This window comes from Streptomyces sp. NPDC051286 (genome assembly GCF_044455345.1).
Taxonomy (GTDB): domain Bacteria; phylum Actinomycetota; class Actinomycetes; order Streptomycetales; family Streptomycetaceae; genus Streptomyces.
In genome coordinates this window covers 64642-79525 of record NZ_JBITER010000004.1, presented here as the reverse complement: position 1 = coordinate 79525, position 14884 = coordinate 64642, and the positions used below count along the sequence as shown (strand labels likewise).

The 14884-nt window shown below is 72.4% G+C and carries 14 protein-coding genes and 1 pseudogene; 13 read left to right on the top strand and 2 right to left on the bottom strand.

Features of this window, described 5'->3' with window-relative positions; all coding sequences use genetic code 11:
• Positions 1-224: 224 nt before the first annotated feature.
• Positions 225-4076, bottom strand: a complete 3852-nt coding sequence (locus ACIBB8_RS06365; protein WP_398949282.1) for a phosphodiester glycosidase family protein — start codon at positions 4074-4076, stop codon at positions 225-227.
• A gap of 393 nt (positions 4077-4469) precedes the next feature.
• Here ACIBB8_RS06365 and ACIBB8_RS06360 point away from each other — a divergent pair, with 393 nt between their 5' ends.
• The 3 genes from ACIBB8_RS06360 to ACIBB8_RS06350 all read left to right on the top strand — a co-directional run bounded on the left by ACIBB8_RS06360 (position 4470) and on the right by ACIBB8_RS06350 (position 5931).
• Positions 4470-4838, top strand: a complete 369-nt coding sequence (locus ACIBB8_RS06360) for an Lrp/AsnC ligand binding domain-containing protein (protein ID WP_398949281.1) — start codon at positions 4470-4472, stop codon at positions 4836-4838.
• 74 nt (positions 4839-4912) lie between these two features.
• The gene (locus ACIBB8_RS06355) at positions 4913-5596 is read left to right on the top strand and encodes a carbonic anhydrase (RefSeq protein ID WP_398949280.1); all 684 of its coding nucleotides are present in this window, start codon (positions 4913-4915) and stop codon (positions 5594-5596) included.
• The gene (locus ACIBB8_RS06350) at positions 5593-5931 is read left to right on the top strand and encodes a sulfurtransferase TusA family protein (protein ID WP_398949279.1); all 339 of its coding nucleotides are present in this window, start codon (positions 5593-5595) and stop codon (positions 5929-5931) included. The genes ACIBB8_RS06355 and ACIBB8_RS06350 overlap by 4 nt, the downstream gene beginning before the upstream one ends.
• Positions 5932-5969: 38 nt before the next feature.
• On the opposite strand, the pseudogene ACIBB8_RS06345 reads toward ACIBB8_RS06350, so the two are convergent.
• A pseudogene (locus ACIBB8_RS06345) lies at positions 5970-6590 on the bottom strand (GNAT family N-acetyltransferase); the annotation flags it as partial.
• A gap of 435 nt (positions 6591-7025) precedes the next feature.
• Between ACIBB8_RS06345 and ACIBB8_RS06340 the strand changes: the two are divergent.
• From ACIBB8_RS06340 to ACIBB8_RS06295, 10 genes are all read left to right on the top strand, one after another.
• On the top strand, positions 7026-7688 hold the full coding sequence (locus ACIBB8_RS06340; protein WP_116157574.1) for a hydrolase: 663 nt from the start codon (positions 7026-7028) through the stop codon (positions 7686-7688).
• A 5-nt stretch (positions 7689-7693) separates the two neighbouring features.
• Positions 7694-8203, top strand: a complete 510-nt coding sequence (locus ACIBB8_RS06335) for a DoxX family membrane protein (protein ID WP_398949278.1) — start codon at positions 7694-7696, stop codon at positions 8201-8203.
• 93 nt (positions 8204-8296) lie between these two features.
• The gene (locus ACIBB8_RS06330) at positions 8297-8875 is read left to right on the top strand and encodes a Dps family protein (protein ID WP_116157572.1); all 579 of its coding nucleotides are present in this window, start codon (positions 8297-8299) and stop codon (positions 8873-8875) included.
• On the top strand, positions 8875-9069 hold the full coding sequence (locus ACIBB8_RS06325) for an FAD-dependent oxidoreductase (protein WP_398949277.1): 195 nt from the start codon (positions 8875-8877) through the stop codon (positions 9067-9069). The genes ACIBB8_RS06330 and ACIBB8_RS06325 overlap by 1 nt, the downstream gene beginning before the upstream one ends.
• Before the next feature lie 140 nt (positions 9070-9209).
• On the top strand, positions 9210-10070 hold the full coding sequence (locus ACIBB8_RS06320) for an alpha/beta fold hydrolase (RefSeq protein WP_398949276.1): 861 nt from the start codon (positions 9210-9212) through the stop codon (positions 10068-10070).
• A 74-nt stretch (positions 10071-10144) separates the two neighbouring features.
• Positions 10145-11098 (top strand): alpha/beta hydrolase, encoded by a 954-nt coding sequence (locus tag ACIBB8_RS06315; protein WP_398949275.1) that lies wholly within the window; start codon positions 10145-10147, stop codon positions 11096-11098.
• On the top strand, positions 11095-12981 hold the full coding sequence (locus ACIBB8_RS06310) for an amidohydrolase (protein WP_398949273.1): 1887 nt from the start codon (positions 11095-11097) through the stop codon (positions 12979-12981). The genes ACIBB8_RS06315 and ACIBB8_RS06310 overlap by 4 nt, the downstream gene beginning before the upstream one ends.
• Before the next feature lie 14 nt (positions 12982-12995).
• On the top strand, positions 12996-13736 hold the full coding sequence (locus ACIBB8_RS06305) for a GPR1/FUN34/YaaH family transporter (RefSeq protein ID WP_398949272.1): 741 nt from the start codon (positions 12996-12998) through the stop codon (positions 13734-13736).
• A gap of 45 nt (positions 13737-13781) precedes the next feature.
• Positions 13782-14096: a GNAT family N-acetyltransferase gene (locus ACIBB8_RS06300; protein ID WP_398949271.1), complete on the top strand. Its 315-nt coding sequence runs from the start codon at positions 13782-13784 to the stop codon at positions 14094-14096.
• 47 nt (positions 14097-14143) lie between these two features.
• Positions 14144-14869, top strand: coding sequence for an alpha/beta fold hydrolase (locus tag ACIBB8_RS06295; RefSeq protein WP_398949270.1), 726 nt, complete (start codon positions 14144-14146; stop codon positions 14867-14869).
• The last annotated feature ends 15 nt before the right edge of the window (positions 14870-14884 follow it).

Here is a 14884-nt window from a genome sequence, read left to right as displayed (position 1 = left end):
CATGAGGTAGTAGTTGCGGTACTTCTTGTCCAGGCCGACGCAGCCGAGATCGGCCAGAGCACCCGTACTCCTTGCTGGGATCACCACCCGCCATTCTGTACTCCGTCATCACACTCCGCGGGCCCGTACGACCGCGGGGTGCGGTCGTACGGGCCTGCCGGTGGTGGTGGGCGGGGAGTGGAGATCCGCCCGCCCGCTTGTTCAGTACTGGATGTGACGTGACGTCACAGCGTGCCGCACTGGCCTCCCTTGGGACCACTGACGGTGTTGGCGAGGCCGCCGTTGGCCGGTGCGGGCTCGTTGCCGGAGCAGTCGAGCCGGCCGAGTACGGTGTTGCCCGCGACCAGGGTGGTGCCCTTGTTGAGGGCGAGGTCCAGCGGTCCGGAGAGCGAGGACCGCAGGACGGCCACCGCTCCGGTGCTGCCGCTGACCGAGACCGGGCCGGACACCGTGGTGTCGCTGAGTACGAACGCGCTCGCGCCGCGGGCCGAGACGGGGCCGTTGACGGTGGAGTCGATCGCCACCAGCGTGGCCCCGCGCTGGACCAGGACCGGGCCGTTGACGTTCGCGCCCTCCAAGCAGGTGACGCCCGAGGTGACGGTGAGCGAGGAGTGCTTGCCGCGGATGGTGGTCGTGCACGCGGGGGCGTTGCCGACGGTGACGTCCCGCTCGGCGGTGGCCCCGCCGACGGTGACGGTCAAAGTCGCCTTGCCCGGGCGCAGGCCCGTCAGCGTGCGTGCGGCCGGGTCGTACGCGGCCACCGCGCCGCGCGGCGCGCTCGCGACCGTGCCGATGTGCACGCCGTTGCCGCCCCACTGGGCGGTGATCGGCCAGGCGACGGGCACGGTGCGCTCGTCGTCCTGGGTGAGGGTCGCGGTCACGGGGACGCTGTCGAGCAGGCCGAGCGCGGTGGGCGCCTTGAGGTCGACGGCGTCGGCACGGGCTCGGACCTCGGCGCGCAGCCAGGCCGAGGCGTCGTCCGGTACCGCGTAGGGGTCGGTGACCTTGCCGGCGGCCGGGTTGATGCCGAGCATCGTCCAGCCGGTGAAGCCGCCGCGGTCGGGCTCGGAGGCTGGGCCCTTGCCCGCGTTGCCGTTGATCAGGTACGGGACGCCGTCCACGCTGCTGGCGTGGAAGGCGCCGACGTGGCCGGTGACCATGGCAGCGGACTTGCCGCCGGCGCGGAAGTCGCTCAGCCAGTGCTCGACGAGCGCGGCCTCCTTGCGGTCGCCCAGCTGGCTGCCCTTGTCCGGCAGCGGGTCGCGGGTGGGGTGGTGCTCGAACAGCAGCAGGCCGGTGACGGACGGGTCCTTGGCCGCGCTGTCCAGGGCCGAGCGCAGCGTGGCGATCTGGTCGAAGCCGCTGCCGCGCAGAGTGCCCAGCGAGCTGTTCAGCGTGACGAAGCGGGTGCCCTTGACGTCGAACACCTTGGTGGTGTCGCCGAACGCTGCCTTGAAGTTGTCGATCGTGCCGGGGCCCATGACCTCGTGGTTGCCGGGCACGTAGTGCCACGGGATGCTGCCGCCGGTGAGCTGGTCGAACTCGTCGAGCAGCTTGCGGGCCAGCGCGAAGTCCTCCGGGGCCGCCTCGTCGACGAAGTCGCCGTCGATGATGAGCAGTTCCGGCTTGGCGGCGGCGATGTCGCGCAGCGTGCGGCGGGCCGCCTGGACGATGTCGCTTTCGGGGCGGCGCGCGACGAACTGGGCGTCGGACATGACGGCCACGCGCAGCGGGCTCTTGTCGACGGTGCCGTTGGTGAGGACGACCGGGTCGCTCACGTAGGGCTGGACGGGCAGCTCGACGTCGGGCGCGACCTTGACGCTCAGGTCGCCAAGGGTGAGCGCGCCAGTGTAGGAGCGTGCGGCGCTGGTCTCCATCAGGCGGAAGCGCTGGAAGGTCAGCGGGTACTGCACGCCCGCCGGTACCGGAAACTCGACCTTGCGCCAGCCCGTCCAGGTGACCATCGGGGCATCGAGGTTGGAGGTGACGCCCGCCGCGGTGCGGTACTGGATGCGCGGCCAGGCCCCGTTGCCGTCGCCCTCGATCCACATGGTGATCGAGCGCGGCTGGCCGGGCAGCACGATGTCCTTGGGGGCGATGGCGTACTGGCCGCGGGTGCCGGTGGACTGGGTGAAGTCGTAGGTCATCCGCAGGCCGGCGGCGCCGTTCGGGCCGGGGGCAGGGGCCACCGTGCCGCCGGGGGCGCGGTCGTTGCCGGACTTCCAGGCGGCGGCGTCGGAGAAGTCCGCGAACGACTTTTCGGTCATGCCGACGGTGACGGCGACGGCGCTCTCCATGGCGCCGACGGTCAGCTTGAGGGTGGCCGACTTCCCGTCGGCCAGCGCCTTGAGGCCGATCGTGCCGTCGGGCGCGGGGGAGGCCTCGACGACGCCCTCGCCGCCGGTGACCTTGATGTCGGCGGCCTCGACGGGCGCGGCGTGGCCCAGGGCGTCGAAGCCGGTCACCGCGAGGTGGGCGGTGGCGCCGGTCCCCTCCAGGGCGATCGGCTCCTCACCGGCGGTGATGCGTACCGCCGGGCCGAGCACGGTCAGCGGCAGCGTGGCCGCCTCGGCGCCCTGGGCGGTGACGGAGACCTGAGCGGTGCCGGGCTTGCGTCCGGTGACCACCGCGTCGAGCCCCCGGCCCGCGACCTCGACCTTGGCGCCGGTCGCGGTGCTCCACCGGGTGGCGGGCGCGGCGCCCTTGACGGGGCCGAAGGCCTCGTCGTGGGGCAGGGCCCGCACGGTGCGGTGCAGGCCGGGGAAGACCCGGGCGGCGCTCTCCACGCCCTCGGCGGCGCGCAGCCTGAAGCCCCGGGTCTCGCCGGAACCGGGCGCGGAGAACAGGCCGAGCCCGTTGGCCACCGCGCGCTCGCCGCCGTTGTCGGAAGGGCTGCTGACAGTGCCGGCCTGGGCGGTGCCCGGCAGGCGGGCGGCCATCGCGGCCGAGCCGCCGCCGTCCATGTTGAGCGCGTTGTACGCGCCCATGCCGCGCATCAGCTCGGCGAGGTCCGGCAGCGTGATGCCGGGGCTGTCGCCCTGGCGGCCGTCGATGGTCACCAGGTACATGCGCCGGTTATCGGCCGAGAAGCCCACGGCGGTGCGCGCGTTCAGCTCGTTGCCGTCGTTGTCGCCAGGCCGGCGGGCCACGCCGTCGGCCACCAGGACCTGGTAGCCGCCGACCGCGACGGCCACCTCGCCGAAGGAGGCGCGCGGGCGGTAGCCGACGCCGACCTGGTCGCCGGGCTTCAGGTCGCGCAGCGCCCGGGCGCCGGCCTCGCGGCCCACCAGGACGGTCGCGCCGTCCGGGACGGCGCCGCCGAGGTGCTCGCGTACGTCGGTGACCTTGCCGTCGCGGATCTCGACCTCGATCACCTCGCCGGAGCCGTTCGCGACGTTGGCCCGCGAGGCGCTGCCCCAGGCCGGGGTGAACACGCCGACGCCGTCGGCGGGCAGGCCGTAGGTGTTGACGCCGGACAGCGTCACCTCGCGGCCGCCGGGCAGGCTCGCGTGGCCTTCCAGGAACACCTCGGCCATCCGGGCGAGCCCGTCGGTGCCGACGGTGACGGCCTGGTTCCAGCCCTCAACGGGCGCCTGGACGAGGCCGTCCTTGCGCGAGACCCCCACGCCCAGCGGCGCCTCGGAGGCGTTCATGTCGAAGTAGTCGCCGTTGATCGCGGCGACCGCCCCCGCGCCCCGGGCCATCTCGGTGACGGTCTGGCGGGTCGTCACCTTGCCGGAGGACAGGTAGTCGACGCTCAGGCCCTTGGTGTCCAGGTCGGCGACGAGCACCTTGCCGCGGATCCAGCCCGCGCGGCCGAGCCGGTCGAAGGACGTCATGGTCAGGCCCGGCGCGACGGGCGTGACCTCGCGGCGGGTGACGACCGACTCACCCGGGCGGTCCAGGACCAGGGCGGAGCCGTCCGCCACGCGTGGTGCGTCCTGCTGCCCGGGCGGCGCTGCCCACGCGGCGGGGGTGAACGCGGGCAGGCCCGCGACCAGCGCGGTGCTCAGCGCGAGCACGCCGACGGCACGGCGCCGACGCGAGAGCGGCACGCCGATGACAGGTGGTGACAAGGGACTTCAGCTCCTCGAACAACGGGGATGTGAGCGTCCGGGTGTGCACGGCGCACCTGGCGTCCGCGCGTCCCCGGACGGCAGGGCCCGGGACCATGATCACCTCAGGCCGAGGGCAGCCAATCGCGCACGAAAGACCGCCATTCCACGCTCCGGTGAACCAACCCGCTCGCCGTCGCGAACAAACGCCTCGCCCGGCAAGGGCAGCACTACCGTCCGCGGCGGCCTGCCGTACGCGAAGGGCGCAACCCCGGCGACGCGGACGGCCGGATCCTGCTCGGCGAGTCCTGGAACGCGTACGGCTACGGCAACCCGGTTCTCACCGTCGGGGTCACCGGACGTCAGCTCGACGCCATTCTCGAGCAGTAGTGGCAGCAGCAGGCGGACGACAGCGTGAAATCGGCGCCCCTCGCGGTCTCCCGCAACGTCTCGTACGTCGACGCCGCAGCGGTGGGATTCGGGTTCGAGGTCCTGGTCTTCGCCACGCTCAGCCGCCCCGACGCGGTGACGGAGTTCGATGCGGCACTCGCCGACATTCCCGAGATCATCGAAGCCCAGCCGCTGTTCGGCGAACCCGACTACCTGATCCGCGTGGTCACGGCTGACCTGCCGTCCTACCAGCGCTTCTACGAGTCCGTGCTCATCCATCTGCCCGGGGTGCGCAGCCTCAACTCGACCATCGTGATGAAACAGGCCGTCCACCCACGGCCTTTGCCCGAGCGGCCCTCGCGTGACGGGACACCGCCTGCTTCTCGCGCCTGAACGCGATCAGCGCACCCGCGCCGAGCACACCCCCGACGCCGTCGAGAAGAGGCTCCGGACTTAGCCTGCGGCCCATGAGTGACGCCACCCCGGTAGCCCCGGCCACCCCACGCGAAGCTTTTGACCTGCTCAGCACCGGCAACCTGCGCTTCGCCGCCAGCACCCCCCGGCACCCCAACCAGGACGCCGTCCGCCGCGCCGACACGGCATCCGCCCAGCACCCGCACGCCGTGCTGCTCGGATGCTCCGACTCCCGGCTGGCCGCCGAGATCATCTTCGACCAGGGGCTGGGAGACCTGTTCGTCGTGCGCACCGCCGGCCACGCCGTGGGACCTGAGGTCCTCGGCAGCATCGAGTACGGGGTGAGTGTGCTGGGCTGTCCGCTCGTCGTCGTCCTCGGGCATGACGCGTGCGGAGCCGTCGCGGCGACCCGCGCCGCCGTGAAGGACGGTACGACCGCGCGCGGTTACCTGCGGGACGTCATAGAGCGGGTGACCCCCAGTGTGCTGGCTGCCCAGGCCGCCGGCGTGAGCGAAGACGACGGGTTCATCGCCACACACGTCCGCCACACCGTCGACCTCATCATGGACCGCTCCCAGGAACTGGCCGACCAGGTCGCCTCCGGACGCACGGCAGTCGTCGGCCTGACCTACCGCCTGGCCGAGGGCACCGTACGTACGGTCACCTCCCGCGGCCTGGACCTGCCGCCGGCTTCGGCCACAACGCCCGCGGTCGCCCCGACATCGAACAGCCGATGACGCGCTCGTCCCCGCCCGCCGAGCCTTCCCTGACCGTCGACGGCACCGGCCTGCTCTGCGTCACCCTCCTGCTCCGCCTGCGCCAACAGATCGACGGCGCGCCGCCGGGCACCGTCGTCCACGTCATCGCCACCGACCCAGCAGCGCCGCTCGATCTGCCCGCCTGGTGCCACATGACCGGCCACGCCTACCTCGGCCCCGTCCCTGGCGAACGGCCGGTGTACGCCCTGAAACTCACCGCCGGGGCACGCGCCACCCGCTCGGACGCGCCCTGGCACTTGTTCCGGCAGGAGCCGGAGGAAGCCTCAGGGCCAGTGACGCGATCTGCCCCCTAGGCGGCGGACCGATCAGGGCGGACCGCCGAGGCAGGCCGTCAGGGGGTGCGGAAGCCTCGGAAGGTCACCTGCCTGCGGGTCTTGAAGCCGAGGCGTTCGTACAGCGCGATCGCGCCGGTGTTCGTCTCGGCCACGTGCAGGAAGGGGCGTTCGCCTCGCGCCACGATCCGGGCGGCGAGCGCGACTACCAGGCGGGCGGCGTGGCCTCGCCCACGTGCGTCGGGAGCAGTGCAGACGGCGCTGATCTCGGTCCACCCCGGGGGTTGCAGGCGCTCTCCTGCCATCGCCACCAGGGCGCCGTCGACCCGGACACCGAGATAGGTGCCGAGTTCGTGGGTGCGCGGCCAGAAGGGCCCCGGCCCGGTCCGCGCGACGAGGTCGAGCATCTCGGGCACGCTGTCCCTGCCGAGTTCGACCACGCCGGTGCCGGGCTCGGCGCGAGGGTGGCCGGGGCGGCCACCGCCGGGCCAGATCATCTGACGGCCCTCAAGACTGAAGACCGGCTCCCAACTCGGCGGCGGGACGGCCGGACAGCTGAACATGTCGGCGAAGGCGCCTGGGCCGAGCAACCTGGCGAGATCGGCCCAGTCCTCTGGCTCCGGGCCGGTGGACACGGCGGAGAAGGTCGCCACTTCCGTGTGATAGCTGACGGCCCGGCCGAGTGCGTACGGCGCTTACCTACTCCGCGAGTCGGGTGGCGTGGCGCCATGCCGCTTCCTGCGCTTCGAAGCGTCTGAAGCGGTACGCCTCGGCGTACTGGACGATTCTCCCCAGCCGCTCCCCGGGGCGGCTTCATTCTCCCCGGCCGCGGCCCGTTCCTGGCCGTGTTTCCGCTGGTGAGGCGGCCCTTCGTTGGGTTGGGGTGTGGTTACGCACCGTTTCGCGGGTGTCTCGGGGCGAGTGTGCCGGCCTCGCGGCCTTGCGCGTTCGCGCCGGTGACGCTGCACGGCTCTCGTCCTTGACCGGTTGTGCGCTGTCGTGCCAACCCCTGGGCGCAGGAAGTCAACTCGGTCGGTCGGGGCGCTCGTAGCTTGAAGAAGTGCCTCGCCGCGGACGCGGTGGGCATGCTACCGATGGCTTCGAAAGGACCCCTCATGTTCGACATCGACAAGGTGCAGGCCGCTCCGAGCAAGGACCTGCTCACGCCCGACAACTCGGTCATGCTCTTCGTGGACCACCAGCCGCAGATGTTCTTCGGCACCGGCAGCGGCGACCGTGCCGCGATCATCAACAGCACCGTTGGTCTTGCCAAGGCGGCCAAGGCGTTCGACGTTCCGGCCGTCCTGACCACGGTCGCCGCCGAGTCCTTCTCGGGCCCCCTGCTGCCGCAGCTCGCCGAGGTGTTCCCCAAGAACGAGATCATCGACCGCACCACCATGAACGCCTGGGAGGACGAGGCGCTCGTCGCGGCGGTCAAGGCGACCGGTCGCAAGAAGATCATCCTGTCGGGTCTGTGGACCGAGGTCTGCCTGGTGCTGCCCGCGCTCTCGGCGCTCGAGCAGGGCTACGAGGTGTACGTCGTGACGGACGCCTCCGGTGGTGTCAGCCCGGCCGCCCACGAGCACGCGCTGCAGCGGATGATCGCCGCCGGTGCCGTCCCGGTGACCTGGGTCCAGGTCCTTCTGGAGCTGCAGCGCGACTGGGCGCGCCAGGAGACGTACGGCGACGTCATGGAGATCGTCAAGGCCCACGCGGGCGCGTACGGCCTGGGTGTCGTGTACGCGCAGTCGGTCATCGGCGCGCACGCGGCCGGCTGACCCCTGTGGACACCGGCATTCTGATCCTGCGTCTGCTGGTGGGACTGCTCGTCGCCGGCCATGGTGTCCAGAAGGTCAGCTCGCACCTGGGCGGCAAGGGACTCGAGGGCGGCACCGAGGAGTTCCGCGCCGACGGCTTCCGAGGCGGTGTCCTCACCGCTGTGGCGGCGGGTGGTGGTCAGATCGGCTCCGGCCTGCTGCTCGCCGCCGGCCTCCTGACCCCGCTCGCCGCGACCGGCGCCATCGGGGTCATGACCGTCGCCCTCACCGTGAAGTGGCGCCACGGCCTCTGGGTGCAGAACGACGGGTACGAATACCCGCTCGTTCTCATCGGCACCGCCGCCGCCCTCGCCGCCACCGGCCCCGGCGCCTGGTCCCTCGACGCGGTCCTCGGCCTCACGCCGTACCCGCTGTGGTGGGCCGCCCTCGCGCTCGTGGCCGGTCTCGGCAGCGGACTCCTCACCCGGCTCGTCCTGCACCGGACTCCCGCCGCCCCGGCGATCGCCGAGCGCTGAGCGCGAGCACCACAGACCGGGTCCGGCCGGCTGTGCACCCCCGACCGGGCGGCCGGGCCCACTCACCCACTTCTCCCTGTACAGGAGTACTCGATGGACACCCTCACGAACCCGCACGGCGGCGGCCAGCCGCTGCTGCACCAGAAGGGCGCCGAGACCCAGGCGTTCGGCACGCTCAAGCAGTTGCCGATCGGCCTCGGCCACGACACTCGCATGTACGCCTGCCAGCGGCTGAATCGCGTCCTCGCCGACACGCAGATCCTCCACTCCCTCTACAAGAAGCACCACTGGCTCATGCGCGGGGCGACCTTCTACTCGCTCCACCTGATGCTCGACAAGCACGCGGAGGCCCAGCTGGCCATCGTGGACGCGCTGGCCGAGCGGGTCCAGAGCCTCGGCGGCGTCGCCGTCGGGGACCCGCGCCACGTCGCGGAGCTGACGGCGATCCCCCGTCCGCCGGACGGCGTCGAGCCCGTGCCCGTCATGCTGTCGCGGCTCCTCGACGCGCACGAGCGGATCCTGATCGACGCCCGCGACGCCGCCGCCCGGCTCTCCCAGGAGGGCGACGAGGGCAGCGCCGACCTGCTCGTCTCCGACGTCATCCGCACCGGCGAGGCGCAGGTGTGGTTCCTGGCCGAGCACCTCGTGGACACCCCTCTGGTGCACGGCTGATGGACACCTACGACGTCGTCGTGGTCGGCGGCGGCCCGGCCGGCGAGGTCGTCGCCGGCCGCGCCGTCGGGGCGGGGCTGACCACTGTCGTCGTCGAGGACGAGGCGGTCGGCGGTGAGTGCTCCTACCGTGCGTGCGTGCCGAGCAAGGTCCTGCTGCGTCCCGGTGCCGCTCGGGCGGAGGCCCGCTCGTAGGGCCTCTGAGGCCTGGTCCCCTTCTCCTGAGCCGGGTCCCGTCCGCCCGGCCGGCGCACACCCTCCACCCGAGCGGCGCACCCCTCCCGCTCGACCGAGCACACTCCCAAGCTTCCCCCCCGACAAGGAAACACCCACCCATGCAGCTCACGAGGCGCACCCTCGCCCTCGCCATGCCCGCGACGCTGGCCGCTCTGCTCGGCGCCGCACCCGCCGCACCGGCGAGCCGCCCGGCCGCACCCGCCGCACCCGCGAGCCGCCCGGCCGCGGCCGACACCGACCGGCACGACCCCAAGCCGACGATCGTCCTGGTCCACGGAGCGTTCGCGGACGCCTCCAGCTGGAGCGGCACGATCCGGCGGCTGCAGCACGCCGGCTACCCCGTCCTGGCGCCCGCCAACCCGCTGCGCGGTCTCGCCGCGGACACCGCCTACCTGCGCAGCGTGCTGGCCGCCGTCGACGGGCCCGTCGTCCTGGTCGGCCACTCCTACGGCGGCGCCGTCATCAGTGGCGCCGCAGTGGGCAACAGCCGTGTGAAGGCCCTCGTCTACATCGCCGCGTTCACCCCGGACAAGGGGGAGAGCGCGGCAGAGCTCGCCGCCAAGTTCCCGGGCTCAACCCTCGGCGACACCGTGAACCCGCGGTCGTACCCGCTGCCCGGCGGTGGCACCGGCACCGAACTCGTCATCGAACGAGCCAAGTTCCACGGGCAGTTCGCCGCCGACGTACCCGCCGCCGAAGCGGCGGTCATGGCCGCGACCCAGCGCCCGGTCGCCACCGCCGCGCTGGAGGAGAAGGCCGGGGAGGCGGCCTGGAAGACGATCCCGTCCTGGGCGCTGATCGCCACCGCCGACAAGAACATCCCGGCCGTCGCCGAACGGTGGATGGCCCGGCGTGCCGGTTCGCACATCACCGAAGTGGACGCGTCCCATGCAGTGGCGGTCTCCCGCCCTGCCGTGGTCACCCACGTGATCCTCGCCGCCGTGCGGGCGACCCGCTGACGCTCCGACCCGCTGACGTTCTGACCCGCTGACGCTCCGACCCGCCCCGTACATCCCCTGAAGGAGAGCCCCTCATGAAGAACCGTCCGGTCCTCGAACCCGCCGCCCAGGCCTTCGCCGACGCCACCGCCCAGCCGCCGTACCTTTACCAGATCCCCGTCGCCGAAGGCCGTAAGGCCGTGGACGACGTCCAGAACGGTGAGGGCGTCCCCCTGCCGGACGTCGACGAGGAGTGGATCACCGTCCACGGCGGCCCGACCGGCGACGTCCGCGCCCGGATCGTCCGCCCCCGCGGCGCCACCGGCCCGCTCCCCGTCATCCTCTACATCCACGGCGCGGGCTGGGTCTTCGGCAACGCCCACACCCACGACCGGCTCGTCCGCGAACTCGCCGTCGGCACCGGGGCGGCCGTGGTCTTCCCCGAGTACGACCTGTCGCCCGAGGCGCGCTACCCCGTCGCGATCGAGCAGAACTACAGCGTCGTCCAGTGGGTCGCCCGCGAGGGGCACCACAAGGACCTCGACGGCACCCGGATCGCGGTGGCCGGCGACTCCGTCGGCGGCAACATGAGCGCCGCCCTCACCCTCATGGCCAAGCAGCGCGGCGACGTCACGCTCGTCCAGCAGGTCCTCTTCTACCCGGTCACGGACGCGAGCTTCGACACCGACTCCTACCACCGGTTCGCCGAGGGCTACTTCCTGCGCCGCGACGCCATGAAGTGGTTCTGGGACCAGTACACGACCGACGAGACCGAGCGCGCCCAGATCACCGCCTCGCCGCTGCGCGGCTCCACCGAGCAGCTCACCGGCCTGCCGCCCGCCCTGGTCATCACGGCCGAGGCCGACGTCCTGCGCGACGAGGGCGAGGCGTACGCGAACAAGCTGCGGGCCGCGGGCGTCCCCGTCACCGCCCTGCGCGTCCAGGGCGTCATCCACGACTTCGTGATGCTGAACGCGCTGCGCGAGACGCACGGCGCCGAGCTCGCCATCGGCGTCGCCACCGACATCCTGCGCAAGGCCCTCGCATGACCGGGCCCTCCATGAGCATGCCGGTCGCGGGCCTCGTTCCCGCGCCGCGGCGGGAACACGAGCACGCCGACCTCCTCGTCCGCAACGCCAAGGTGTTCACGGGTGACTCCGACCGCCCCGAGGCCCGCGCCGTCGCCCTCCGCGACGGCCGGGTCGCGGCCCTCGGCGACGACCACGATCTCGCCCACCTCGTCGGGCCGGGGACCAGGGTCGTCGACGCGCTGGGCCGACGGGTGATCCCCGGCCTGAACGACTCGCACCTGCACGTCATCCGGGGCGGCCTCAACTACGTCCTGGAGCTGCGCTGGGACGGCGTACGCAGCCTCCGCCAGGCCCTGGCCATGCTGCGCGAGCAGGCCGGCCGCACGCCCAGGGGGCAGTGGATCCGGGTGGTGGGCGGCTGGACCGCCGAGCAGTTCGCCGAACGCCGGATGCCGACCGTCGCCGAGCTGAACGCCGCCGCCCCCGACACTCCGGTGTTCGTTCTGCACCTGTACCAGTCGGCCCTGATGAACCGGGCCGCGGTCAAGGCGGCCGGGTTCACCCGGGAGACCCCCGACCCCCGGGGTGGGCAGATCGTCCGGGGCCGGGACGGCGAACCCAACGGCGTCCTCCTCGCGGCGCCGAGCGCTCTCGTCCTGTACTCGACGCTGGCCAAGGCACCTGCCCTCGACGAGGCCGACAAGCGGACGTCGACGCGTCACTTCCTGCGCGAGCTGAACCGCTTCGGACTGACGTCCGCTGTCGACGCCGCCGGCGGCTTCCAGAACTTCCCCGACAACTACGCGACGGTCACCGACCTCGCCAGGTCGGGGGAGCTGACCCTCCGGATCGCCTACCACCTCTTCCCGCAGACGGCCGGGCAGGAACTCGCCGACCTGAAGCGCTGGACCGAGATGGTCAAGCCCGGGGACGGGGACGAGTGGCTCCGGCTGAACGGCGCGGGTGAGAACCTGACCTGGGCCGCCGCCGACTTCGAGAACTTCTCCGAGCCCCGGCCCGAGCTCGCCGCGGGCTACGAGACCGAGTTCGAGAGCGCCGTACGGCTCCTGCTCGAGAACGGCTGGGGCTTCCGGCTCCACGCCACCTACGACGAGACCATCCGCCGCGACCTGGCCGTCTTCGAGAAGCTCGCCGCGGAGGGACTCTTCCCCGGCGGCAACCGCTGGCTCTTCGACCACGCGGAGACCGTCTCGGCAGGCAGCCTCGACCGGATCACCGCCCTCGGCGGCGCCGTCTCGGTGCAGAACCGGATGTCCTTCCAGGGTGCCGCGTTCCTCGATCGCTACGGCGCCGAGGCCGCCGCCCACACCCCGCCGGTCCGGGCCATGCTCGACCGCGGCCTGACGGTCGCCGCCGGAACCGACGCCACCCGCGTCTCCTCGTACAACCCGTGGGTCGCGCTGCACTGGCTGGTGACCGGGCGCACCGTCGGCGGCACCGTGCTCTATCCGGCAGGGAACCTGCTCGACCGGGAGACCGCCCTCGGCCTCTACACCCGGGGCGGAGCGCAGCTCACCGGCGAGCAGGACGTCAAGGGAACCCTGCGGGAAGGCTCGTACGGCGACCTCGCGATCCTGTCCGACGACTACCTCACCGTGCCCGAGGACGTCATCCCCGACATCGAGTCCCTCCTCACCGTCGTCGGCGGCCGCATCGTCTACGCGACCGCGGAGTACGAGGGTCACGATGAGGCCGTCCCGCCGGTGAGCCCCGAGTGGAGCCCCGTGGCCCACTTCGGCGGCTACCAGAGCGGTGCCCGTCAGGCCTCGCTCGTGGCCGAGGCCGTCGCCGAGTCCGAGCAGCACCGCCGGTGGCGCGTCGCGCGCGGCTCCATCCCCGACACACAGCCGTCGTTCGTCGACCCCTGCTTCGAGCACTGAGAGAGATCCATACGATGAGTACCGCCTCACCCACCGCCGACAGCGGCGACGACGCCCGGGCCGTCCCGCCGGACGTCCCCCCGGGACGCCGTTTCGAGCCGGACCTCCGGTCGATGACACGGATCAACCTGCGCCCCATCGCCTCACCCATGCCGCTCGGCTTCTTCACGATCGCCATCGCGTCCGTGATGACGGGATGCCTCCAGCTCGGGATCCTCGGGGAGGAGGCCCGTGCCGCCGTCGCCTTCACCGTGCTGCCCGCCTTCGTCCTCCAACTCCTGGTCAGCTTCCTGGCCTTCGGCGCCCGTGACGTGATCGCGGCGACCCTGATGGCGGTGTTCGCCGGCAGCTGGTTGCCCTACTCGCTCATCATGCTCAGCGGCGCGGCCGGCGGCCTGAAGGTCCTCGGCGTCTTCAATCTGGCACTCCTTTGCTTCGGCGCGCTGATGACCGCCGTGACCGGGCCCAAGCGGGCGCTGTGGCTCGTCCTCGCGGTCTCCCTGCCCCGCTGGGCGGCCACCGGCCTCGCGGGCGTCACCGGGGCCGAATGGCTGACGCGCACGTCCGGGGCGCTCGGCCTGCTGGTGGCGGTCGTCGCGATGTACACGGCGTTCGCCCTGATGCTCGAGGACATGCGCAGCGAGCAGGTCCTGCCCATCGGCCGCAGCGGCCCCGCCCAGCTTGCCGTCGAAGGCGACCTTGCCGTCCAGCTCCGCAACCTGGAACGCCAGGCGGGCGTGCGCCGCACCCTCTGAACGCAGCCACCGCCCCCGTCACACCACGACCGCACAGGAGCACCCATGGAACCCCGAGTGACCGACCAGCCCGATAAGTCCCGGTACGAGATCCTCGCCGGCGACGACGGCACCGAGACCGCGGGCTTCGCCGAGTACCACCTCTCGGACGGCGAGATCGCCTTCATCCACACCGAGATCGATCCCCGCTTCGGCGGCCGGGGTCTGGGCGGGCTGCTCGCCCGCGGCGCCCTCGACGACGCCCGGGTCCGCGGGCTGCGCGTCCTGCCGTACTGCCCCTTCATCCGGGGCTGGATCGGCAAGCATCCCGAGTACGCCGACCTGGTGCCCGAGGCGCGCCGCGCCCGCTTCGGCCTGTGAAGCATTCCACCCCCAACTTCCCCATCCACTCTCCGAGGAGTTCCACCATGGCCCGGCATGCCCGCCCCACCGTCGTCCTGGTCCACGGCGCCTTCGCCGACGCCTCCAGCTTCGCCCGTGTCATCCCCGAGCTGACCGCTGTCGGCCTGGAGGTGATAGCCCCGGCGGTGCCCAACCGCAGCCTCGTCGACGACGCCGCGTACATCGCCTCCGTGGTCCGTGCCGTCGAAGGCCCCGTGATCCTGGTGGGGCACTCCTACGGCGGCGCCGTCATCACCCTCGCCGGTACGGAGGACAACGTCCGCGCCCTGGTGTACCTCGCGGGATACGCGCTCGAGGAGGGCGAGAGCCTGGGCGAACTGCAGGGCGGCTTCCCCGACTCCGGTCTCGCCGACGCGCTCGTCCACACCCCGTTCCCCGTGGCCGGCTCCAGCGAGACCGGCACCGACGTCTCGGTGGCGATCGACCGGTTCCCCGACCTGTTCGCGGCGGACGTCGATCCCGACCTCGCCGCGGTGCTCGCCGTCTCCCAGCGCCCCCTGGCCGCGCGGGCCTTCTCGGAGGCGGCGCCGGTCGCGGCGTGGAAGACCAAGCCCTCGTGGGGCCTGGTGGCCTCCGCCGACCGCACGATCAACCCCGACGTGGAGCGGTTCGGCTACCGGCGGGCCGGCATGACCACCGTCGAGGTCGACTCCTCGCACCTGGTCATGCTTGCCCAGCCCAAGGCCGTGGCGGAGCTGATCATGGACGCGGCCCGGTCCACGGGGCACTGATCCCACCCCGATCCG

What these genes read in the sequence shown, in the direction of transcription:
- ACIBB8_RS06355 (WP_398949280.1), top strand. Translation starts at nt 4,913, where the DNA reads ATGAGTGACGCCACCCCGGTAGCCCCGGCCACCCCACGCGAAGCTTTT.
- ACIBB8_RS06350 (WP_398949279.1), top strand. Translation starts at nt 5,593, where the DNA reads ATGACGCGCTCGTCCCCGCCCGCCGAGCCTTCCCTGACCGTCGACGGC.
- ACIBB8_RS06340 (WP_116157574.1), top strand. Translation starts at nt 7,026, where the DNA reads ATGTTCGACATCGACAAGGTGCAGGCCGCTCCGAGCAAGGACCTGCTC.
- ACIBB8_RS06330 (WP_116157572.1), top strand. Translation starts at nt 8,297, where the DNA reads ATGGACACCCTCACGAACCCGCACGGCGGCGGCCAGCCGCTGCTGCAC.
- ACIBB8_RS06325 (WP_398949277.1), top strand. Translation starts at nt 8,875, where the DNA reads ATGGACACCTACGACGTCGTCGTGGTCGGCGGCGGCCCGGCCGGCGAG.
- ACIBB8_RS06320 (WP_398949276.1), top strand. Translation starts at nt 9,210, where the DNA reads ATGCAGCTCACGAGGCGCACCCTCGCCCTCGCCATGCCCGCGACGCTG.
- ACIBB8_RS06315 (WP_398949275.1), top strand. Translation starts at nt 10,145, where the DNA reads ATGAAGAACCGTCCGGTCCTCGAACCCGCCGCCCAGGCCTTCGCCGAC.
- ACIBB8_RS06310 (WP_398949273.1), top strand. Translation starts at nt 11,095, where the DNA reads ATGACCGGGCCCTCCATGAGCATGCCGGTCGCGGGCCTCGTTCCCGCG.
- ACIBB8_RS06305 (WP_398949272.1), top strand. Translation starts at nt 12,996, where the DNA reads ATGAGTACCGCCTCACCCACCGCCGACAGCGGCGACGACGCCCGGGCC.
- ACIBB8_RS06300 (WP_398949271.1), top strand. Translation starts at nt 13,782, where the DNA reads ATGGAACCCCGAGTGACCGACCAGCCCGATAAGTCCCGGTACGAGATC.
- ACIBB8_RS06295 (WP_398949270.1), top strand. Translation starts at nt 14,144, where the DNA reads ATGGCCCGGCATGCCCGCCCCACCGTCGTCCTGGTCCACGGCGCCTTC.